Origin of the sequence: Streptomyces sp. NPDC007346, assembly GCF_040703535.1 — a bacterium.
Classification (GTDB): Bacteria; Actinomycetota; Actinomycetes; order Streptomycetales; family Streptomycetaceae; genus Streptomyces.
On record NZ_JBEYKR010000119.1, the window covers coordinates 1 to 22,079 of the forward strand.

Annotated in this window: 17 protein-coding genes and 1 pseudogene; 13 read left to right on the forward strand and 5 right to left on the reverse strand. The window is 72.4% G+C overall.

The features are described from left to right. The first annotated feature begins 654 nt into the window (after positions 1–654). The 3 genes from AB0917_RS25770 to AB0917_RS25780 are packed head-to-tail and all read left to right on the forward strand — an operon-like array spanning position 655 to position 4,085. Complete coding sequence (locus AB0917_RS25770) at positions 655–1,593, forward strand: phosphate ABC transporter substrate-binding protein (RefSeq protein WP_366822045.1); 939 nt, start codon at positions 655–657, stop codon at positions 1,591–1,593. Between the two features lie 3 nt (positions 1,594–1,596). Next, positions 1,597–3,408 carry a phosphate ABC transporter permease subunit PstC gene (gene pstC, locus AB0917_RS25775; protein ID WP_366822046.1) on the forward strand — a complete coding sequence of 604 codons (1,812 nt, stop codon included), beginning with the start codon at positions 1,597–1,599 and terminating at the stop codon, positions 3,406–3,408. Beyond that, complete coding sequence (locus tag AB0917_RS25780) at positions 3,396–4,085, forward strand: ATP-binding cassette domain-containing protein (protein WP_366822047.1); 690 nt, start codon at positions 3,396–3,398, stop codon at positions 4,083–4,085. Before pstC ends, AB0917_RS25780 begins: the two co-directional genes overlap by 13 nt. 76 nt (positions 4,086–4,161) lie before the next feature. Here the strand turns inward: AB0917_RS25780 and AB0917_RS25785 are convergent, their stop codons facing one another. The 4 genes from AB0917_RS25785 to AB0917_RS25800 form a co-directional block, all read right to left on the reverse strand. Beyond that, on the reverse strand, positions 4,162–4,473 hold the full coding sequence (locus tag AB0917_RS25785; RefSeq protein ID WP_366822048.1) for a metalloregulator ArsR/SmtB family transcription factor: 312 nt from the start codon (positions 4,471–4,473) through the stop codon (positions 4,162–4,164). Positions 4,474–4,514: 41 nt separating this feature from the next. Beyond that, positions 4,515–6,227, reverse strand: a complete 1,713-nt coding sequence (locus tag AB0917_RS25790) for a copper resistance protein CopC (protein WP_366822049.1) — start codon at positions 6,225–6,227, stop codon at positions 4,515–4,517. A 14-nt stretch (positions 6,228–6,241) separates the two neighbouring features. Next, positions 6,242–6,970: a YcnI family protein gene (locus tag AB0917_RS25795; RefSeq protein WP_366822050.1), complete on the reverse strand. Its 729-nt coding sequence runs from the start codon at positions 6,968–6,970 to the stop codon at positions 6,242–6,244. Between the two features lie 112 nt (positions 6,971–7,082). Beyond that, a complete protein-coding gene (locus AB0917_RS25800) occupies positions 7,083–7,781 on the reverse strand; it encodes a hypothetical protein (RefSeq protein ID WP_366822051.1) in 699 nt (232 codons plus the stop codon). 211 nt (positions 7,782–7,992) lie between these two features. Here AB0917_RS25800 and AB0917_RS25805 point away from each other — a divergent pair, with 211 nt between their 5' ends. Then, on the forward strand, positions 7,993–10,506 hold the full coding sequence (locus tag AB0917_RS25805; protein WP_366822052.1) for a molybdopterin-dependent oxidoreductase: 2,514 nt from the start codon (positions 7,993–7,995) through the stop codon (positions 10,504–10,506). Positions 10,507–10,675: 169 nt separating this feature from the next. On the opposite strand, the gene AB0917_RS25810 is transcribed toward AB0917_RS25805, so the two are convergent. Next, positions 10,676–11,749, reverse strand: a complete 1,074-nt coding sequence (locus AB0917_RS25810) for a helix-turn-helix transcriptional regulator (protein WP_366822053.1) — start codon at positions 11,747–11,749, stop codon at positions 10,676–10,678. A 212-nt stretch (positions 11,750–11,961) separates the two neighbouring features. Between AB0917_RS25810 and aroA the strand changes: the two genes are divergently transcribed. The 9 genes and pseudogenes from aroA to AB0917_RS25855 form a co-directional block, all read left to right on the forward strand. Further along, positions 11,962–13,287, forward strand: a complete 1,326-nt coding sequence (gene aroA, locus AB0917_RS25815) for a 3-phosphoshikimate 1-carboxyvinyltransferase (RefSeq protein ID WP_366822054.1) — start codon at positions 11,962–11,964, stop codon at positions 13,285–13,287. Beyond that, a complete protein-coding gene (gene gpmI, locus AB0917_RS25820) occupies positions 13,284–14,801 on the forward strand; it encodes a 2,3-bisphosphoglycerate-independent phosphoglycerate mutase (protein ID WP_366822055.1) in 1,518 nt (505 codons plus the stop codon). Before aroA ends, gpmI begins: the two co-directional genes overlap by 4 nt. 67 nt (positions 14,802–14,868) lie before the next feature. Further along, on the forward strand, positions 14,869–15,585 hold the full coding sequence (locus AB0917_RS25825; RefSeq protein ID WP_366822056.1) for a hypothetical protein: 717 nt from the start codon (positions 14,869–14,871) through the stop codon (positions 15,583–15,585). A 371-nt stretch (positions 15,586–15,956) separates the two neighbouring features. After that, positions 15,957–17,183 (forward strand): M28 family metallopeptidase, encoded by a 1,227-nt coding sequence (locus AB0917_RS25830; protein ID WP_366822057.1) that lies wholly within the window; start codon positions 15,957–15,959, stop codon positions 17,181–17,183. Positions 17,184–17,220: 37 nt separating this feature from the next. Further along, a complete protein-coding gene (locus AB0917_RS25835; RefSeq protein WP_073880930.1) occupies positions 17,221–17,574 on the forward strand; it encodes a carboxymuconolactone decarboxylase family protein in 354 nt (117 codons plus the stop codon). A gap of 75 nt (positions 17,575–17,649) precedes the next feature. Beyond that, a complete protein-coding gene (locus AB0917_RS25840; RefSeq protein ID WP_366822058.1) occupies positions 17,650–18,927 on the forward strand; it encodes an ATP-grasp domain-containing protein in 1,278 nt (425 codons plus the stop codon). Positions 18,928–18,937: 10 nt separating this feature from the next. Next, positions 18,938–20,065, forward strand: a complete 1,128-nt coding sequence (locus AB0917_RS25845; protein WP_366822059.1) for a GNAT family N-acetyltransferase — start codon at positions 18,938–18,940, stop codon at positions 20,063–20,065. Continuing rightward, entirely contained in the window at positions 20,065–21,234 is a 1,170-nt protein-coding gene (locus tag AB0917_RS25850) for an ATP-grasp domain-containing protein (RefSeq protein WP_366822060.1), read from the forward strand. Before AB0917_RS25845 ends, AB0917_RS25850 begins: the two co-directional genes overlap by 1 nt. A gap of 11 nt (positions 21,235–21,245) precedes the next feature. Further along, positions 21,246–22,079 (forward strand): annotated as a pseudogene (locus AB0917_RS25855) (hypothetical protein); the annotation flags it as partial.

The window sequence follows — 22,079 nt, forward strand, 5'->3', positions numbered from 1 at the left end:
GCTCGGGGCGCGCTCCCGTGTATCCGCGGTCGTCCTTGTGTATCGCTCGCGCACGGACCGTTTCACGATGTGTGGCCGGCCCGCCGGCGCCTGATTTCCGTAAGGGTGCGTCCTCCACCTGGTGGCCGGGCGGAAGGCCGTCGTCTGTCAATTCCTCAATTCGGCCGCGTAGTTGAAGCTGGCTTCCCCGCGACACGGTGGAAGGCCCGCTGACCAGACGGGCACATCGTCCGGCGGGATTCCGTGCACCCTTTTCGGCACCCTCCCGCTTCGCTCATGTCGGGGACTTTCCCGGATTGCCAGGGGAAGTTACGTCCTTGACGAACCGTGCAATCCATCCGTGGAGGTTCCGGCCGCCGCTCCGGCTTTCAAAGGCGTACGAAAGGCCGGTTACCCGTGTGCCCGAGGGCGATGTCCCGCCCCGGCGGCCGGAGTTGAGTGGCCGAGGACCGGGTCCGTCGCGTTCGCCCGTGGTTCTGCGGTGGTGGACCGGCCCGACGATGTCCGCTACTGCCTCTATCAGGCTGCAAGGTGAACTGCAAGCGAACGGCATGTGAACAGCGTTACACTTAGCGGTGGTTGGTGATCCTTCCCGGCACCCCGTCACCTGCTTAGACTCCCCTCAAATCAGGCGCGCTGCTTTGGGGGAATCGCATGTCACGTACGGCACGTTCGCATTCGATCGTCGAGGGTCAAGGCACGGCGAACCGCGGGGGGTTGAGCGGGCGACGACGCGGACTCGTGTACCTCGCGTCAGGAGTGCTGATGGCCGGCCTGGCCACGGCGTGCGCCGGCGGTGAGTCAAGTGCCGGGTCAGGTGCCTTGCGCGCCAGCGGATCGACGACCGTCGCTCCGGTGGCCGCCGACGCGGCGGAGGCCCTCAAGGCGCAGGGCATGAACATCACCATCGCCACCCAGGGGGGATCCGCCGGCGGCATCTCCCAGCTCGCGGCAGGGCAGATCGACATCGCGCTCAGCTCGAAGCCGGTCGCCGACGAGGACCGGACGGCCCATCCCGACGCCGACTTCGTCACCACGCAGATCGGGTCCGACGCGGTCGGGGTCATCGTCACGAAGCCGGTCGCCGACGCCGGGGTCAAGAACCTCACGGCCGATCAGGTGCGAGGCCTCTTCGAGGGCAGGATCACCAACTGGTCCGAAGTCGGCGGTCCGAAGCTCGATGTCTTCGTCTACGACAAGGAGCCCGGACGCGGTACCCGCGAGGTGCTCGACAAATACGTCTACGGGGACGAGAAGGCCCCGCCGCCGCCGGACTCGGACAACTTCGCGATCGTCGGCGGCAACCTGGAGACCCGCAACAAGCTGGAGTCCACCCCCGGAGCGGTCGGCCCCCTGTCCACCGGCTTCGTCGAGGGGCGGGACAAGCTCGCCGTGGTCACGCTGGACGGCATCGCGGCCAGCCCCGAGAACATCTCCTCGGGCAAGTACCCGATGAACAGGCCGCTGTACCTGATCACGAACGGCGAGCCGACGGGGGACGCCAAGAAGTTCATCGACTACCTGCTCTCCGACAAGGGGCAGTCCCTGCTGGAGCCCCACGGATACCTCTCGCTCAAGCAGATCGGGAAGTGATCGGTGACGATCACGGAGGAGAGGCGACCGGCGGTGGAACCCGGCGCCGAGCCGCGCCCCCGCCGATCGGCCTGGGTGTGGGGATGGCTCTTCACCGGAGCCTTCTCCGTCGTCGCCGTGCTGCTGGCGCTCCTCGGCTACCTCGGTGAAGGTGTCGCGGGGGGTGACGTCGACTGGGGGGCGCTGCTGACCGAGTCCTCATGGAACCCCAGCGGTTCGGTCTTCGGCGGACTGGCGATGATCTACGGCTCGGCCGTCGTGTGCGTCATCGCGCTCGTCCTGGCGGTGCCCGTCGGCTGGGGAGCGGCTGTCGCGCTCTCGGAGTACCTGCCCAGGCGTGCGGCTCGCACTCTGCGTATGTGTGTGGAGCTGCTGGCCGCCGTTCCCTCGATCGTGTACGGGCTGATCGGCATTCTGCTCATCCGGCCGTTCGTCGGGAGCATCGCCGATGTGCCGGGCGGGGACAGTCTGCTCGCCGCGGGCATGGTCCTGGCTGTCATGATCATGCCTACGATCGTGGCGGTGAGCGTGGACTCGCTGGCCGCGGTGCCCGACCGCGACCGGGAGGCGGCCCTGTCGCTGGGGCTGACCCGCCGCGAGGTCATTCGCTCGGCGGTATTGCCGAAGGCCCGGCCCGGTATGCGGGCGGCCGTACTGCTCGGCCTCGCGCGGGCACTCGGTGAGGCGATCGCCGTCTTCCTGGTGGTGGGAAGGGCCGACGGGCGGCTTCCCGGCACCTTCGACCAGCTGCTGAACTCGCTGGTGCGCCCCGGCCAGACACTGACGACGAAGCTGGCGGGCCCCGAGCCCGTCCTGGCGGGCACCTCCGGTACCTACTTCGCCTCACTGTGCGGCCTCGGGCTCATCCTCCTGGCCCTGGTGGCCGTGGCGACGGTGTGCGGGAACCGGGGAGCGTCCCGGCCCGTGAGCGCCGCACGGTTCCGGGGTCGGCAGTCGGCCGGACGCGGCCGTCTCCAGGTGGACCGGTTCGTCGCCGTCGTACGGCTGAGCGCGCTCGCGCTTCCCGTGCTCCTGCTCCTGGGCATGCTCGCCGTGCTGGCGACACGCGGCCATGCCGCCTTCAGCCCCTCGTTCTGGTTCACCTCCGCCACCGGTGCGGCCGGCGGCGGTGTCAGCGACCAGATCCTGGGCACGCTGCTGCTGGTCGTCACCTGCGGACTCATCGCCCTGCCCCTCGGTTTCGGGGCCGGGGTCCTGCTGGGTGTCCACGCCTCCGCCCGCACCGCGCGGGTGCTGCAGATGCTGACGGTCGTCGTGGGAGGGACACCGACCATCCTGCTGGGCCTGGCCGGGTTCGTGATTTTCTGCAGCGCGATGGGCTGGGGGAGATCCTGGCTCGCCGGAGCGCTCGTGCTGGTTCCGGTCGTCGTGCCCATGGTCGCGCTGCCGACCTGCGCGCGCGTCAGGAGCCTGTCACCGGAGATGACGGAGAGCGCGCTGTCGCTCGGGCTCACCCGGGCCCAGTACATCCGGTCCGTCGTCGTCCCCTACACCTGGCCCGCCACGCTGACCGGGCTGCTGCTGGGGCTGGCGCGAGCGGCGGGGGAGACGGCGCCGCTGCTCTTCACCGCCACGGTCTTCTTCGGTGCGCCCGCGCTGCCCGGAGGCATCGTGGAATCGCCGGTACAGGCCCTTCCCACGCACATCTTCACCCTGTCCCAGGACTCCGGCGACCCCCAGGCCGTCGCACAGGCATGGGGGAGCGCCATGGTTCTGGTGCTCATCACCGCCGTACTGCTGAGCCTGGCGGTCGCGTTGCGCAACCGTTTCGAAGGAGAACGATGGACCACGTAATCACCGTGCGGGATCTCCGTGTGCGGGACCGGGACAAGACTCTGGTCGGGCCGGTCTCCTTCGAGGTGGAACGAGGCTCGACCACCGGCCTCTGCGGACCGTCGGGCGCCGGCAAGTCCACGGTGCTGCGCGCTCTGGTCGACCTCCTTCCGGCCGGGCTCGCCAGGGAGGGCCGGATAGAGGTGGCCGGGCGCCCGGTCGCCTCGCGCAAGGGCGACGCGGACCTCAGGGCCAAGGTGGTCCTGGTGCCCCAGACGCCTGTCGTCTTCGGCGGCAGCGTCCTGGACAACGCGCTGTTCGGCCTGCGCCACGTCCTGCGCGCCTCCCGCGAGGTCCTGCACGACCGCGCGGAGCAGGCGCTGAAGGAGGCGGGCCTGTGGAAGGAGGTCCGCGACCGGCTGGACTCTCCCGCTCAGACGCTGTCCGCCGGGCAGCGCCAGCGCCTCTGCCTCGCGCGGGCACTGGCCCTGGAGCCGGCCGCGCTCCTCCTCGACGAGCCCACCAGCGCCCTGGACGAACGGAGCAGGGACACGGTGGAGGAGTCGGTGGCCGCGCTGCGCGGGCGCCGTACCGTGCTGCTCGTCTCGCACGACCCCGCGCAGGTCGACCGGCTCTGCGACCGTACGGTCCGGCTCGAACTGCCCGGTGCGGAGAGCCTCGTCGCCGTACCCTCCTGACCGGCCCAGGGCCGGACCGAGCCCTGCCCGTGCGGCTGTCCGGCCTCCCGCCGGCGGCCGCACGGGCGCCCTCCGGTCAGCAGGGGCGCGTACGGCCGGTGTCGGCGGTCTCCTCGGCCGCCACCGACAGCCGGGTCAGTTCGGCGCCCAGGCCGGAGAGCGCCTGCGGCTTCAGGCGGTAGTACGTCCACCTGCCGCACGGTTCCGTCTCGACCACGCCCGCCTCACGCAGCACCTTCAAGTGATTGGACAGGTTCGTCTGCCGGGCCCCGGTCTCCTCCACCAGGTGGGTCGTGCACAGGGACTCCCGGGCGAGCAGGGTGACGATCTGCCAGCGCAGGGGATCCGCCAGCGCCCGCAAGACGTCACTACCGACTGATGTCACCATGTGCTGATGTTCTCATGCCGGGTGCCCCCGGGTCCACCGGCTCACGGGATCTCGAACGATTCCCGCACGGTGGTCTGATCGAACTCCGAGGTCCGCACGGTCAGGGACAGATCCCAGGAGCCCGCGACCGGCACCTGGAATCCGGAGACGGTCCAATGCCCCTCGGACACCCGCTCGACGGGCACGGGCAAGGGGCCGATCGCCCCGGACCGGGAGGTCAGCGAGGCTTGGATCTCGGGCGCGTCCAGGGGCGTTCCGTCCTGTCCGGTCAAGGTCACATGCACCGCGTTCGGCCCGCGTCGGCCCGGGTCCACCACGATGTCCGCGGAGCCCCGTCCGTTCGGCCCTCCCGTGTCGAACTCCGTCGTGAGGGACACCGTCGCGGACACGTCCGCGCGAGCCGCGGCCGAGGTCTGGGTCCGTGCCGGCTGCGTGGACGCGAGGGCCGTGGTGGCGGCGATCACGCACAGCCCGACGACGGCCTCGGCGCTCACCCAGCGACGCAGGGCCCGCAGTGGCGCGCGGCCCCCTTCGGCCCTCGTGTGCGCGAGCCGTTTCGTCCAGCGCCGTGAGACCTGCCCGAGGCAGAGCAGGAGGCCGACGCCCGCCGCCTTGAGCAGCAGCAGCTGACCGAAGCGGGTGTCCACCAGGGCGGCGGGCGAGCCGACCTGGCGCCAGGACTGGTAGAGGCCGGTCACCGCCAGGACGCACACACTGATGAACGCGATCCGGGAGAACCGGACGACGGCCTCGGCCGGGACACCGTCGCCGGCGCGGACGAGCGCCGCCGCCAGTACCAGCAGCCCGCCCACCCACGCCCCGGCGGCGATCAGATGTACGGCGTCGACGGGCATCGCGAGATAGGGCTGCGGCCCCGTGGAGGCGTGCTCGGCGCCTGCCCACGTCCAGGCGAGAACCACCCCGGCGAGAGCTGTCGCGGCGAGCAGGCCCCCGGAGGGCCACCGCCGGCCTGCGGGCGCCTGCCGGATCCGCCGCCGCTGCCGCCACACCACGGCGCAGCAGGTCAGCAGCGCCAGCCGCAGCGCCAGGAGCACGCCGGTCTTCGTCCCCACCGTCCCGGCCAGCCGGGCCGCGTCGGCGATGTCCGCGACGCGGCCCGAGCCGACGTACGCGCCCCGGAGAAGGAGGAGGGCCAGTGTGCACACCCAGAGCAGGCCCCAGGCCGCCGCCGTCGACCGCCGGACCGCCGGATGTTCCTCGCCGCGAGGCCAGCACAGCAGGAGCAGGAGGACGCCGCCGGTCATGACGATCATGCCGGTGTACGCGCCGAACCGTGCCGCCGTGTACGACCGTCCGACCCAGCCGGTGTCCGGGTCGCGCACGTCCGGGACGACCGATGTGGCCGACGGCTCGCCCACCGAGAAGGTGAACGCACCCCCGACCGGATGGCTGTCGGCCGACTCGACCTGGTAGGTCACGGTGTAGGTGCCCCGTGCCGCCGGGCCGGAAAGCCCGACGGCGTAGGAGCCGTCGCCTTTGGCGGCGGGCCGGCCGTCGTCCACCCGGCGGCCCGACGGGTCCAGCACCCTGATGGCGTCCGCGGAGACCGACACGGCCTCGCTGAACACCAGCTCCACCCGGGAGGGGCGCTCGGCGATCACCGCCCCCCGGGCCGGCGAGCTGTCCGTGAGCACGGCGTGCGCGGCGGCCGGGGCGGAGCCGCCGAGCAGCAGGCCGACGCCCGCGACGAGGAGGAGGACCCAGAGGCGGAGACGGGGAGCGGTGATCGTCATGGAAGGGCCGCCGGTCAGGCGTTGCCGCGACGGCGGCCGGTGAACAGCGCCGCGGCGATGCCGACGGCACCCAGGACCAGCCCGGCGATGCCGAGCCAGCGTGCCGTGGTGTCGGTGCCGGACGCGTCGGCCTTCTTCTGCTCGGCGGCCTGCGCGGTGGCCGTCGGAGCCGCCGAGGGTGAGGGCTCGGCCGCACCGTGGCCGTCGCCCGCCGCCGACAGCTCCAGTACGGGGGCGGGGTGTTCGGCCTCCTGGCCCTCCTCGGGCACGTCGATCCAGCGCACGACCTCCTTGTTGCTGTAGGTCTGCACCGACTTGAGGACCAACTGATCGGCGTCCTCGGGGAGCTTCCCCATGGAGAGGGGGAACTTCTGGAAATAGCCCGGCTCGATGCCCTTGCCGGTGGCTGTCCAGGTCACCTTGGTCACGGCCTCGGTGATCTTCTTTCCGTGGACCTCCAGCGGCTCGTCGAGCGGGGACGTGACGACCTCGATCTCCCAGCCCGGCACCGGCTGGGGCATGACGGACGACAGGGGGTGCTCGGTGGGCACGGACATCTCGACCTTCACGGTCGAGGCGTTGTCGCGTTCGTTGGGGACCTTCACGTTCACCGTGGCGTAGCCGCCCTTGGCGGCGGAGCCTTCCGGCTGCACGGACACATGGGCCGAGGCGGGAGCGGCCACGGCCATGAGGCCGACGGCGGTGGCAGCGGTGAACGTGCACAGGCGTGCGAAAGTGCGCATGGTCGGATCACTCCGGGGTGAGGTGCGCGCGCCGGACCAAGGACGGGCCGGGTGGCGGCGGGACGAGGGGAAGCGGGATTCCGGACCGGGCGAGCGCGACGCGAAGGCCGCGTCAGCCGAGTGCGGAGGTCCTCGTCGGAGGGCCGCGCCGCGTGACCTCATGAGCCAGCAGCATGCCCCGGCCGAACGGCGGGGGGCGCCGGAAGGCGGGCGGAAAGGCGCGTTCCGGCGCCTGCGGGAGCGAGCACTGCCCCAGGCACGGCCGGCAGCGCAGCGCGACCACGGCCCCGCGCAGTGCCTCGATCACCAATGCCCGCCCCGGGGTGGAGAGTTGCTCGGCGGCGAGTTCCCCGTGGTGCAGCAGCCAGGCGAGCACGGCCGCGGCGAGGAGGTGGCCGCAGAGCATGGACGGTGTCGGGACGAGCGCGGCGTACGGCTGCGGGGCCGCCACGTGGCCGTGGGCGGGGCCCGCCATGGCGTGCGCCGAGGGGAGCGAGGGCGTGAGCGCGGCGAACAGCAGGTGGAGCACGCCCTGGAGGAGGGCCAGTGCCGTGGTGCCCAGGGCGACGGACGGCCGGCGTCCGGTCAGTGGGGAGATGGCGCCCACCGCGACCACGCCCCCGGCCGCGAGGGCGGCGAGAGGGAGAGCGGTGCCGGTGGAGAGGGCGTGTGCGCAGGCGGACAGCAGGACCCCGGTGGAGGCGAGCCCCAGGGTCCGGGCCGAGCGCCGACGAGGGGAGTCGTCCCGGTGCGGCGGACATGATCGCGTACGGGCGCCGACGGCGGGCCCCGTACGGGCGCACCGATCCATGTCCACCTCCTCGGCCTTCTCCGCGCTCCTCCTCGCGTGCGGTCGCGCAGCCGACGCAGGGCGTCAGGGCGACAGGGCACGGGGGCAGGGGAGTCGGCCCGCCCCTGGAGCGGCACGCCACTGTAACCACTTGATTAGATGAATATCTAGACAGCCGCCATTCCTCGCCCCTAGGCTCACCACGCCTCACACACCTCAGGGGGAGTCGGACGTGGCGAAAAGCAACACCCCAGTCAGCAGGCGGCAGTTGGTCCAGGGCGCCGCGCTCACGAGTGCGGCGCTGGTGGTGGGCACACCGTCCGCCGACGCGACCGGCAAGCCCGCCCCCGGCGTACCCGCCCCCACGGCCGAGGGGACACAGCCCCTCGACTTCACCGAGGGCTCGGCTGCCATGGAGCCCGACAGGACGGTGACCAGCGCCTGCCAGTTCTGCAACGCGAACTGCTCCCTCTCCGTCGACGTACGGGCCGACCGCGTCATCGGCGTACGAAGCGGCGCCGACGACCCCGTGCAGAACGGCAACATCTGTGTGAAGGCCCCGATGATGGCGGAGCTGACGCACAACCCCCTGCGCCTGACCCATCCACTGATCCGTACCGGCGGCCGCAAGGGCTCCAAGGACTCCACCTTCCGCAGAGCCACCTGGGACGAGGCGCTCGACGTCATCGCCCGGCAGCTGCTCGCCCTGCGCGACAAGGGTGAGGCCGCGTCCATCGCCAACCGGACCACCGGCCGGTTGCCACGGGGCACCGGCTCCCTGGTGGCCAGGCTGTTCACCCTGCTGGGCAGCCCGAACAACACGGACGTCGGGCCCGTGTGCAACGACGCGGGCGGAAACGCGCTCAAGGCCACCTTCGGCCTCGGCAACTTCACCAACGGGTACGGCACGGACGGCGCCACCGGCCAGGACGACCTCGGCTCGGCCGACCACTACCTCTTCCTCGGCACCAACCAGGCCGAGACCCACCCCGTCACCTTCGACTACCTGCTGCGCGGCCGCGCACGCACGGGCGCCCGGCTGGTGGTGGTCGACCCCCGCCGGACCCCGACCGCCGCCGTGGCCGACGACTGGATCGCACCCAAGCCGCACACCGATCTGGCCCTGGCCCTGGGGATGCTCCACCACATCCTCGACGAGAACCTGCACGACCGCGCCTTCGTCGAGCGCTGGGTCGTCGGCTTCGACGAACTCAAGGCGCACATGGCCGCCTCCCGCTACACCCCGGAGTGGGCCGCCACCGTCACCGGTGTCCCGGCGGCGGCCATCCGCCGCATCGCCCGCGACTACGCGCGCGCCCGGTCCGCCGCGCTCTTCTGCAACGCGGGGATCTCCCACCAGCTGGGCGCCTTCGACACCTACCGCGTACTCACCTTCCTGGCAGCCGTCACCGGCAACATCGGCAAGCTCGGCGCCGGCTGCAACTTCATGCACAACACCTGGCCCGGAGACCTCCACCTGCCGGCCCTCACCGTACGGACCCCCGATCCCGGTCAGGCCCTCCCCGTCGGCCCCGACCACTTCGCCGAGGCCGTACTCACCGGCCGGCCCTACCGCCTCAAAGCCCTCATCACGCAAGGGAACCCGCTCGTCTCCTCGGCCAACACGGGCAAGGTCCAGGAGGCCTACCGCCGGCTGGACCTCTACGTCTACACGGGCCTGTTCATGGAGGAGGCCGCCTACTACGCGGACGTCGTGCTGCCGGTGAGCTCCCCGCTCGAGTACCACGGGGTCTACATGCGGCGCGACGACCGGGCGATCCGCTGGCAGCAGGCCGCCGTGCCCCGCTGCGGCGAGTCACGGCCGGACTGGGAGATCTGGATCGACCTCGCCCACGCTCTGGGCCGCAACGACAGGCGAAAGGGCTCCGCCTACTGGGCCGACGCGTTTCCGCGCGCCTGGAAGGACTACTCCGTCCTGTGGGCCGAGTTCGTCAGGAACACCCCGGGCATGGGCGGGATGACGGAAGCGCGCATGCGCGAGCGGACCGAGCCCCTGCGCTGGCCCTGCCCCACGCCGCGCCACCCCGGCGTCAGCGCCCTCTACCAGGACCATCCGTCCTGGTACGCGGCCGCGGCATCGCTCGGCGGCGCTCCGGGGCAGAGGTTCCTCACCCCCAGCGGCAAGATCGAGATCTACACCCGCGCCCTCGACCACGGGCTCGCCGTCGCCGGCCACCGGGCCCTGCCGGACTTCTACACGCACCCCGAAGTGACGGGCGCGCACCCGACGGTCGCGTACGAGAAGCGTTTCGTCACCAACCCCGTCAACCCCCAGGCCCTCACCCACCCCGTGAGGCTGGGCGTCAAAGGCGACGGGGACGTGCACCGCAGATACCCCCTGATGGGGATGACCGGGCGGCCCGGCGTGGCCCACTTCGCCACGGTCACCCACTGGACACCCACCGGCGCGCGGCTCAACGGGATCCGCTTCCTGCAGATCCACCCGGACACCGCCCGGCGGCTGGGCGTCGACGACCGCGACGAGGTCGTCGTGGAGAGCCCGCGCGGCAAGGTCACGGCCACGGCTCTGTACTGGCCCGGCATCCGCGAGGACACCGTGTTCATCCCCAACACCTTCGGCCCGGCCCAGCATCTCGCCGAAGAGCTCGGCGGCACCCGGTACGAGGCCGTGAACACCCTTGTCGACGACCGGTTCTACGACAACCTCTCCGGACAGCAGGCGTACAAGTGCTTCGCCTGCCGGGTCACCAAGAACCCTTCCTGACCCCTTCGACCGGCCCGGCGGGCCCCTTCGACGAGTCCACCCCGCCGGGCACCGGGGCCCTGCCTCCACCACCCCTTCCGGAGGAGGCAGGGCCGTACGACGACAGCCGCCGGCCCGGGACAGGGCCCCTCCGCCCGCCGCCCCCGGCCGCGGCGAGCGAGCGCGGCCCTCAGATGGGCGACACGATGCGCGGCGACCCCGGGGCGAGCGACGCGGACGGCTGTGCCTCCCGGGACGGCGCGGGGCGGTCGCTGCCGCAGGCGCACGGGCTGAGCCAGCCGCGGTCGACGGCGTTGGCCCCGGCCTCGAACCTGCTGCGGGCGTCCAGGCGCTCCATCAGGTCCGCGATCATGCGGCGGGCGGTGCGCAGACCCACTCCGAGCTTCTTCCGTACGGCGTCGTCGGTCAGCCCCTGGCTCATCAGGCGGAGGATCTCCTTCTCCATGGGGGTGGGCTGGTCCTGCGCACCGCCGCACAGCGAGTCCAGCGGCCTCATGGTCTCGCAGAGCCGCTCGAAGAGCGCCACGAGGCCCGCCAGGAACCCCGCCCCGCTGACCTGGACGGCCCCCGCCGCCGGATTCCTGGGGTCGATGGGCACCAGAGCGGTCGCGCGGTCGTAGACGACGAGCCACATCGGCAGCGTCGGCACCGTCCCCACGCGTCCCCCCTCGCGCACCAGCCGGCGGGCGTAGCCGAGGGCGGAACGGTCGTTGTACACGCTCTCCAGATGGATGTTCCAGACGGAGAGGCCGCGCTCCAGCATGTGCTGGTCGAGAGGGCGCCGCGCGAGCAGGGCCTCCTCGCCGACGGTCTCCGTGGGCAGCAGGGACATGCACCCGACCGTCGCCCTGCCGGCGAGCCGCTCCATACGGGCCAGTACCGCGGCCTGTGACTCCAGGCGCTCCCAGCCGGAGTGCGACGTCGACGGCTGAGCGACCTCGTACTCCTCGGCGAGCCGGTCGACGGCCTCCTTGATGTCCGCGAACTCCTGCTGCTTGCTCATGATCTCGGCCTGCCGCTGCTGGAGCAGGGTCCGCAGGGCGAGAGAGGGCCTCGCCGGGACGAGCGTTCCGGCCAGGGGGCGGAGCAGGGAGAGTTCCAGGAGGCGGTCGACGCTCCGCCGGACGTCGTCCGGGGGTGCGTCGACACCGCCGAACAGGTCCTCCGGGGAGCAGCCCGGCCGGCCGAGTGCGAAGCGGTAGACCGCGTGTGTCAGCTCGTCGAGTCCCAGCGGCTGCGACATCCGTCCCCCCAGATGTGCTGGTGCTTCGAATGTTCTGAAGTTAGCACGGTCGGGGGCGAGTTGGGTGACCGAAATCGGTCGATGGTGCGGAGGCGACAGGTAGTTGCCGGGCAACTTGCTGCCTCTCCGGGAACTTTCCTCACCGGGCGCGGCACCGCAGGCTCTTCCCGATCACCACTGGCGTCAGACGCCAACGACCATGGGGAGACGCGTTGAGTCCTGCCGAGACCGATCCGCGACTGAAGGCCGAGAGCGTCACGATCCGGCCGTTGAGCGCCTTCCACAAGACCGTCCAGGTCCTGGGCTCCAAGAGCTACTCCAACCGCTACCTCGCCCTCGCGGCGCTCTCGGGCGAGCCGACCGTCATCGAAGGGGCTCTCGTCTGCGACGACACCAGGTACCTCGCCGACGCGCTGACCCGGTTCGGGCACGTCGAGGCGGAGGTCGACGCGGCCGCGGAGCGGATCACCGTCACACCGACCGGCCGCGTCATGCGCGCCCCGGAGGAGGACGTGTACGTCGGCGCGGCCGGCACCCCGATCCGTATCCTCATCGCCATGGCCGGGCACGCCGAGGGCACCACCGTCCTCACCGGCACCCCGCGCATGCAGGAGCGGCCCATGGGCTCCCTGCTCGAAGCGCTGCCGGGCCTCGGAGTGACGGCCGAGGCCGTACGGGGCAACGGCAGCCCGCCGGTCCGGGTCACCGGTCCCAGCTTCCGCGGTGGCTCGACGCGCATCAGCGGGGCGGTCAGCTCGCAGTTCACCTCCAGCCTGCTGATCAACGCCACGCGCGCCGAGCGGGACACCGAGATCCACGTCGTCGACGAACTGGTCTCCAAGCCGTACGTCGAGATGACGGTCGCGGCCCTCGCGGAGATGGGCGTCGTCGTCGAGCGGGACGGCTACACCCGGTTCGCCGTCGCCGCCGGCCAGAAGCTGCGCGGCGGAACGGTCCAGGTGGAACCCGACGCCTCCGGCATGTCCTACTTCCTCGCCGCTGCCGCCGTCCTCGGCGGGACCGTCACCATTCCCGGCATCGGCACGGGGTCGCACCAGGGGGACGTCGGCCTGGTCGCCGCCCTGACCCGGATGGGATGCACGGCGGACATCACCGACGACTCCATCACCCTGACCGGAGGCGAACTGCGCGGCATCGACATCGACATGGAGACGATGCCGGACGTGGTGCCGACGCTCGCCGTCGTGGCGGCCTTCGCCGAGGGCACCACGCACATCAGCAACATCGCCAGCCTGCGGATCAAGGAATGCGACCGGATCGCCGCCGTCGCCACCGAACTGCGCAAGATGGGCATCACCGTCGAGGAGCACGCCGACGCGCTGACCATCACCGGCGGCACCCCCCACGGAGCCGTCATCGACACCTACGACGACCACCGCATCGCCATGTGCTTCGCCGTCGCCGGACTGCGTACGCCAGGGGTGGTGATCAAGGACCCGGGGTGCGTCGCGAAGTCCTTCCCGTCCTTCTGGCAGAAGCTGGACACCCTCGCCGGCCCGACCACCAGCACCCTGTGAGCGCGGCGCGACCGGGCATCCTGCTGGTGCTCGACGGATGGGGGCACGCGGAGCCGGGCGAGGGCAACGCCCTCGCGGCGGCCGACACCCCCTGCCTCGACCGGCTGCTCGCCACCCCTGCCGCCGTCCTCGCGGAGGCGTCGGGGAGCGCCGTCGGCCTGCTGCCCGGAACGGTCGGCAACTCCGAGATCGGGCACATCGTCATCGGGGCGGGACGGCCCGTCCCCTACGACAGCGTCCTGGTCGAGGAGCGGATCAGCGGCGGCGGCCTGCGGTCGGACGAGACCCTGGGCGCCGCGCTCACGGGCGCCGCACGCACCGGCGGCTCGCTCCACCTCATCGGTCTGACATCCGACGGCATGATCCACGCCAACGTGCACCATCTGCGCGAACTGCTGCGTATCGCCGCCCTGTTCACGGTCCCCGAGGTCAGGATCCACGCGATCACCGACGGCCGGGACGTGGCGGACGGCACGGCCGCCACCTATCTCGAAACCGTCGAGGGGTATGCCGCCGAGGCGGGCATCGGGAGGATCGCCACCGTCACCGGCCGCGGTTACGCCCTGGACAAGAGCGGCGACCTCTCGCTGACCGAGCGGGCGGCCCGCGCCATCGCCGACGGCGCGGGCCACCCGATCGGCGAGCCGAAGGAAGCCCTGACGACGACCGGACGCGGCGAGGAGTGGGTGGAGCCCAGCGTCGTCACCGGTGGTGACGGCGGGCCGGTCGGCCCGGTCCGGGACGGCGACGTCGTCCTGTTCACCAACTTCCGCAGCGACCGCGTCCAGCAGCTCGCCGACCACCTCCACCGCGATCTGGCGGGCCGGGACGTGACCTTCCTCAGCCTGGCCCAGTACGACACCGACGCGGCCATACCCGCGCTGGTCCACCGGGCCGACGCCGGGGGAGGGCTGGCCGACCGGCTCGCGGAGAGCGGCCTGCGGTCGGTGCGTATCGCGGAGGCCGAGAAGTTCGAGCACGTGACATACTACCTCAACGGCCGGGACGCCACCGTGGCGCCGGTGGAGGAGCACGTCAGGATCTCCGGCGCCACACCGCCGGACCACCGGGCCGCCCCGGAGATGAGTATCGGCCGGGTCACCGAGGCCGTCTGCTCGGCCGCCCGGCGCGAGGACGTGCCGCTGGTGGTCGCCAACCTCGCCAACATCGACGTGGTCGGCCACACCGGAGACTACGCGGCCACCGTCCGGGCCGCCGAACACACCGACCGCGCCGTGGAGACCCTGTGCCGTGTCGCGAGGGAGACGGGACGCTGGGTTCTCCTGGTCGGTGACCACGGCAACGCGGAGAAGATGCTCACCGACTCGGGCGGCATCCGCCGGCCCTACGGCGGTCACACCACCAACCCCGTGCCCGCCGTGCTGGTCCCGGCGGAGGGCCACCGGGTGGAGCGCCCGGCCGGGGGCGCCACGCTCGCCGACATCGCCCCCAGCGTGCTGTCGCTCCTCGGGCTCGGCCCGACGTCCGCCATGACCGGCCGCGCGCTGTGGTGACGGCGCGTCCGCGGCACGGAGAGGCCACCCGCACACGCCCAATTCCGCCACCAAAGGAGGCACGTTGATGACTTCCCGGCCGAGACTCGCCCTCGTCGGTGACCGCAGCGACCGCGTACCCGCTCACGCCAGGTTCGACGAACTGGTCCCGCACTTCGGCGTGGAGGTCGACTGGCTTCCCAGCGCGGCGGTGACCGACGCCGTCGGCGCCTACGACGGGATCTGGGTGGTGCCCGGCTCCCCCTACGTGAGCCAGGCCGGCGCCCTGCTGGCCATCCGCACGGCCCGTACGGCGGGCATCCCCTACCTGGGTACGTGCGGCGGCTTCCAGCACGCGCTCATCGAGTACAGCCGCAACGTCCTGGGGATCAGGGACGCGGAGGACGTCCAGTACGACGCGGATGCCACGACCCCGCTCATCGTCCCGCTGGCCTGCTCCCTCGTGGGGGAGACCGCGCCGCTCCACTTCGCCGCCGACAGCCGGCTCGCCTCCGTCTATCCGGGGCGTGAGTCGGCGGTCGAGACCTACCACTGCAAGTACGGCCTCAACCCGGTCTACGAGGACGAGCTGCGGTCCGGTGCGCTCCGGATCAGCGGCTGGGACGCGGAGAAGGCGCCCAGGGCCGTCGAACTGCCCGACCACCCCTTCTTCATCGGCAGCCTGTTCCAGCCCGAACTGTCGTCCACGCCGACCGACCTCCACCCGCTCATCAGGGCGTTCCTGGCGGCCGTCGGCGTACGCGCCGGGGTGCGGGAACGTGGTCCGGTGGCCGCGGGGGAGTGAACCCGGCCGCTGCCATTGACACGACGATCACACTGATTCGATACTTGTTTAAGTAAGCGTCAATCGAATCAATGACCGGAGGGCAGCGGACATGAGCAGCGATCCGTCCGACGCATCTGAGCAGAGGCCCCTCGGTGGCTTCATCACGGAACCGCTCCTGGCCGCGGCGGCCACCACCGGTGGCTGCTGCGGTGAGCCCGCCGACGCCACGGGCGCGGTTCCCGGAGGCCAAGGCGGCGGTTGCTGCGGCGAGCCCGCGAGCGGGCCGAAGGCCGAGCACGGCAGCTGCTGCGGCGAGCCCGCCGCCTCGGAGGCACCCAGCAGCTGCTGCGGTGACCCAGCGGCCACGGGCTGAGGGGGGCACCCTCCCCATGACCGGAACGGCACACGACCACGGGCCCGCCACGGCGCACGAGCCGGGGGACACCTTCGACACCGAACGTGCCCTCGCCACGCTCCGCGCCCTGTGCGTCCCGGAGATGACCGGCCGCGCACCGGGCAGCGACGGCCACGACCGCGCCGTCGGGTTCCTGGTGTCGGAGCTGACCGGCAGCGGTCTCCCGCCCGCCCTGGAGCACTTCGCCATCAGCGGGGTGCTGCGCCTGTCGGCGCCGCCGTACTGCGGTGTGCAGGGACCGGGGTACGTCCGCGAACTCGTCCACCGTGCCGAGTTCGCCGAGCACCCCCGCTCCGCCCCGATGCCGGCGCCGGTCTCGGCCGTCGCCTCGGCGGATGCCGGGCCCGGCCGGTGGGCCGTCGTGCGCGGATCCTCCCAGGGCCCCGACTTCGCGGAACTCGCCGACGAGCTGGCGGCACGCGGCGCGGTGGGCATGCTGGTGGCTCAGCACGCCGACGCCTCCGGGTACCTCACCAAACGGGTCCAGGGCCCACCGCCCGTACAACTGCCGGTCGTCGCCCTCCTGCCGGACCTCCTCGACGCCGTCACGGGCGGGACCCTCACCGCCCACGTACCGCTGGAGCGCGCGCCCGCCGTCGGCACCAACATCGTCGCGACGCTCCCGGGCCGCGCTCCCGACGCCCGCCCCATCCTCCTGTCGGCCCACTACGACGGGGTCGGGTCCGACCCCGAGCTGCACTTCCCGTGCGCCGGGGACAACGCCAGCGGTGCCGCCGTGCTCTGCGAGACGGCCCGCGTCCTGAGCCGGGCCGAACCGCTGGGCCGGCCCGTGATCTTCGCCCTCCTGGACGGCGAGGAGATGGGCACCCTGGGATCGGGGCATCACGCCCGGCAGCTGCGCGAGCGCGAGCTGCGGCCCGATGTTCTCAACATCGACATGGCCGGCAAGTTCAACGGCAAGGTGGCCGTCGAACTGGGGCCGGCCGACCCGCCGCCCGACGACCTCATCGCGGCGCTCGACGCGTCCGGGCGGCAGCTGGGCATCCCCCTCTACGCCGCACCCGTCGCATCGGACAACCGCCGCTACGCGGCCGCGGGTCTTCCCTCGGCGGGTGTCGGGCTGGGAGCGGCGCACTACCACTCACCCCTCGACAGCCCGGAACGGATCGAGGCCGACGCCCTGCGCAAGGCGGGGCAGCTCACGCTGGCCACCATCCGTCATCTCGCCGCCCACGGCTGAACCACCGACCCTCCCCTTCACCCCGAGGAGCCCTCCCATGGCGACCACGCCCCAGCAGTCCGTGTCGACCCAGCTCATCCAGCTCGCCCCGAGCGTCGGCGAGCACCACGCCGCCTTCTCCAAGAGCTACCAGGAGTTCTTCGGCGCCGTCTTCGACCACGACGCCCTCGAACCCAGGACCCGTGCCGCCGTCGCCCTCTGCGCGGCCCTGATGCAGGACCGTGAGGAAACGGTTCGCTCCTTCCTCGCCGCCGCCAAGAAGCTCGGCCTCAAGAACGAGGAGATAGGCCAGATCGCCGGCATCGTCGAGGCGATGAAGCTGGACGAGCTCCAGCGCCCGGCGGTACAGGCGGTCGCGGCAGCCGCGAAGAAGGCCAACACCTGCTGCTGAACGAGGCCGGCCGCTCCACCCCAGGGACGGCCGCAGCCCCCCCCAGCCCGCCCACCTCGACGAAGGACATCGGCCGTGCCTGAACCCTCCACCCCCGCGACCGGCTCCGTCGTGATGCTCGGTGGCCGCAGCGAGCGCGAGTTCAGCGTCGTCAGGGAGCTCGGACACCGGGTCGTGCTCCTGGACGAACGGATTCCGTGGCACTGCATGCCCTGGGTCGACGCCCACGTGGACATCGACCTCAACGACTGGGACGCGGTGGCGGACGCGATCCGCGACGAGCTCGGGGGCGAGCGGCCCGCGGCGGTACTGACGCACACCGAACCGCGCCTGCCGCTGATGGCGCACCTCGGCCGCCTGCTCACCCCCGCCTCGCCCGGCCTGGACGAAGCGGCGGCGGCGAACTGCCGGGACAAGTGGCGCACGCGCACCGTGCTCGAAGCGGCCGGCCTGCCCGTACCGCGCTTCGCACTCGCCACGAGTGAGGACGAGGCGGTGGCGGCCGCATCGCGCATCGGCTACCCCGTGGTGGTGAAACCCCGGGACGGCGCGGGGGCCTTCGGCGTCCGGTGCTGCCCTGGGGAGGCCGAGGTGCGCGCCGCCTTCGGCGCGCTGGGCGGCTTCCTCCCCGACGGCCTGCCGGGGGCGCTGATCGAGGAGTACGTCGACGGCCCCGAGTACGCCGTACAGACCCTCACACACGGCGGAACCACCCAGCTCCTGAGCGTCTTCCGGCAGCGTACGACCCCGCCGCCCGTCTTCGTGGAGCTGGGCTACGAGCATCCGAGCGGCCTGACGGCGGCCCACCACGAGGAGCTGGAACAGCTCCTGCGGGACACGCTCGACGCGCTCGGTCTGCGGGACTGGATCAGCCATACGCAGGTCCGGCGCGGCGCCGACGGGTTCCGCGTCATCGAGGTCAACGCCCGCAGACCCGGCGGACGGCTGGTGGAGATGACCACCGCCGTCAGCGGCATCGACATGGTGGAGGCCGTCACCCGTCAGGCACTGGGCCTGGGACCGGCCCGGCCCGGTCCCACCGTGGCCTTCGCCCGCTACACCAGCATCGTCTTCGACGAGCCGGGAACGGTGCTCTACGACGCGTTCGTGCCGGACGGGGAAGGCCCCGGCAGGCCCATCGTCGAGCTGGAGATCGCACCCGGCGAGACCGTACGGGCCAAGGAAGACCCCCAGGGCGGTGTCTACGGACGCATCGTCGTCTACGGCGAGAGCGCCGACGCGCTCGACCGGGCGGAGCGCGGTGTGCGCCGGGCCCTGGACCTCCAGGTGGTGTTCGGCGACGGCCTCGATCCGGCCGCGACGGACAGCCGTGAATTCAAGTCGTGCTGCTGAGGTGGATCCGATGACCGTCACCGACCTGGCCGGCCACCGGACCGGACAGCACCGGATCGAGACCCTGTCCACGATCCACGACGCCGACGCCGACGCCTGGAACCGGGTCGTCGGCCTGGCGGCCGGAAGCGTCTTCCACACGTGGCAGTGGCTCGCCGCGTTCGAGGACGCCCCGCCCGGAGAGTTTGAGCCCCGCCACCTCGCCGCCTACCAGGGTGACGAGCTGGTCGCGGTCTGCCCCGCCTACCTGGTGCACGACTGTCCGCGCCTGACCTACCTCGTCGAGCTGGGCGACTTCCCGCCCACGGGCCCGGTCCTGCTGGCCCACAGCCTCGCCGCGCTGGACGGCGGCCCGTTGGCCGCGCCCGGCCACGACGGTGCCGTGGACGCACTGCTGCGCGCTCTGGGGGAGGCGGCCCACTCGGCCGGAGCCCGGGTCTGGGGTGTGGCCAACGCGCCGGCGGACCGGCTCGGCGGACGGCTGATGCGGCAGGGCTTCGCCACGGCCCACATCACCACCTCCTACCGCTGCGCCACCGACGTGGAGTCGGTCGGGGAGTACTGGACCTTCGCCGAGGGGCCTCGCCGCCGCAAGCTCGCCAGGGAACGCAGGATCGCGGCGCGCGACCACACCGTACGCGACCAGCCCGCGGACACCGATACGACGATCCGTCTGATCCACTCCCTTCTCCGGGACCGTGACACCCCCACCGACGTCCTGCCCGCCGCGTTCCTCCGGGCGATGCGGGCCAGGCTGGCACCGTTCGAGCGGTCCATCACCGCCGTCGACGGCGCCGGACACACCGTCGGCGTCTTCGCCGGCTGGCAGTTCGGCCCCCACTGGTCGATGTGGCTGGCCGGCCTGGACACCGGGCTCCTGCCCTCCTTCGTCCCCTACCGGGCGATGGCCGGCCGCATCGTCGAGAGCGCCGTCGCCACGGACGTCACCACGGTCGACCTCGGCCGCTCCAACGGGATGGAGAAGCGCAAGCTCGGCGCCCACCCCATGCCGCTCCACCTGGCGCTGAACGCGGCCGACCGCGCGGAGCGGGCCGCCCTGCACGCGTCCTGCCTGCGCCTGGAGCGGCGCTGCCAGGGCCCCGAGGAGCAACTCGACATGGCCAGGCGGTGCTGCTGATGACCGCCGACGTCCGGCCCGGTGTGGCCTGTCTCTCCGGGCGCCGCGTCGTGGACGTTCTCGACGCCCTCGACGTCCACACCGTCCTGCTCGACGACCCCACGCCGCTGGAGCTGGCCTGCCGGGTCGACGTGCCCCTCGACATCGACCTGAGCGACTGGGCCGCGGTGGAGAGCGCGCTGCGCCGCAACCACGCCGACCGGCCGCTCGAAGCGGTGTTCAGCGTGTACGACGCGCATCTGCCGCTGGCCGCCTATCTGGCCGCCCGGATCGGCGTGCGCGGACTCGACCTCCCGGCCGCCCTGGCCTGCCACGACAAGGCGCGCCTTCGGATGACGCTGGCCGCCGGCGGCGTACGGACGCCCGACTTCCTGGCGGTCGCCGATCCCGCCGACGCCCGTGCCTCGGCCCGGAGGCTGGGGCTGCCCGTCGTGGTGCGGAGGTCGGTCGGCCGGGGCCGACTGCTCTGCCGCGATCTGAACGAGGTCAAGCGGGCGTCGGAGCTTCTGGGGCCCGCCGCGCTCGTCGTCGAGAAGTTCACCGACGGGCCCGAGTACGCCGTGCAGTGCCTCACCGTCGACGGGGTCACCGAGACCGTGAGCGTGCTGGCCCAGCACACGGGGCCGGGACCGGGGCGGGCGGAGACCGGTTACGACCACCCCAGCGGTCTCGGTCCGGCCCGGGAGTCGGAGCTGAAGGCGTTCTGCGTCCGGGCCCTGGCCGTACTCGGCTTCGACCACGGCGTCTCCCACATCCAGGTGAGGCTGACGGCCGACGGGCCCGTCCTCGTCGACGTCGCCGCCCGGCCGCCCGGCGGGCAGCTGTGCGCCGCCACCGAGCGGGTCAGCGGGATCGATCTCACGCGCGCCGCCGCCGAGATCGCGCTGGGACGGCCGATCACACGCAGGCCGCCCACGGCCGGCCATGTGCTGTACCGATGTGTCGGCTTCGACCGTCCGGGCCGGATCGACTACGACCTCCGGGGCCTCGACGCCCCCGGCGTCTGGCTCGACGTCGAACCAGGCGACAGCGTCCGCGGCGTCGACGACCCCGAAGGCGGCAGCTACGGCCGCATCGTGGTGTACGGCGAGGACCCGGCGGAGCTGGAGTCCACGTACCACTCCCTCTTCGACTCGCTCCGACTCCGTGTCGAGCCAGACATCCGGTAGGTGATGGACCCTTGTCCACGCGCATTCTCGTGCTCGGCGGTCGGCGTACCGTTCAGCGGCTCCAGGAGGAGACCGACCACGACGTCGTGTTCGCCGAGGAGAACATGACGCTCGAACAGGTCATGCTCGCCGACTACCCCCTGGAGGTCGACTTCGGCGACTGGGCCTCGGTCTCCCGCCAGGTGGCCGCGGTCCACGCGCAGCAGCCGATCCACGCCGTCGTCACGGGGGTCGAGCGTCTTGTCCCCCTGGCCGGCAGGTTGCGGGAGGAACTGAAGCTCGACCACGGCATCACGGAGCGGGCGGCCCGGGACTGCATCGACAAGGCGGCCACCCACCGCCTCCTCCAGGAGGCCGGGGTCCCGGTGCCGCGCACGCGGGTCGTGAGCGCGGCCCAGGAGGGCGGCGAGGCCGCCGAAGGGCTCGGGCTGCCCGTCGTGGTCAAGCCGCGCGACGCGTCGAGCGCCGCCGGGCTGGCGTACTGCGACACCCGCGACGAGGCCGAGCGGGCCGTCGCCGGCATCCTGGCCGGCGGCCGGGACAGCGCTCTGGTGGAGGAGTACGTACAAGGGCCGGAGTTCGGTGTCTTCGCCGCCCGTACGGCGGGGGTGACCCGGGTCCTGTGGGTGGTCGAGGGCGAGGTGGGGCCGCCGCCCCCCCTAGTCAAAGTGGGCGGGCGCTTACCCCCCCCCCGCGACCGGGGGGCCCCGCGGGGGCGCGAACCGCGGGGGGGGGGGGGCCCGGGCGCGGGGCCACTTGTACCGGGCGCTGTTGGGGGCGGTGGCCTTGGCCCCATTTGGCGTGGGGGGGGGGGCGCGCCAGCGGCTGGGTGGAAGGCCCGCGCG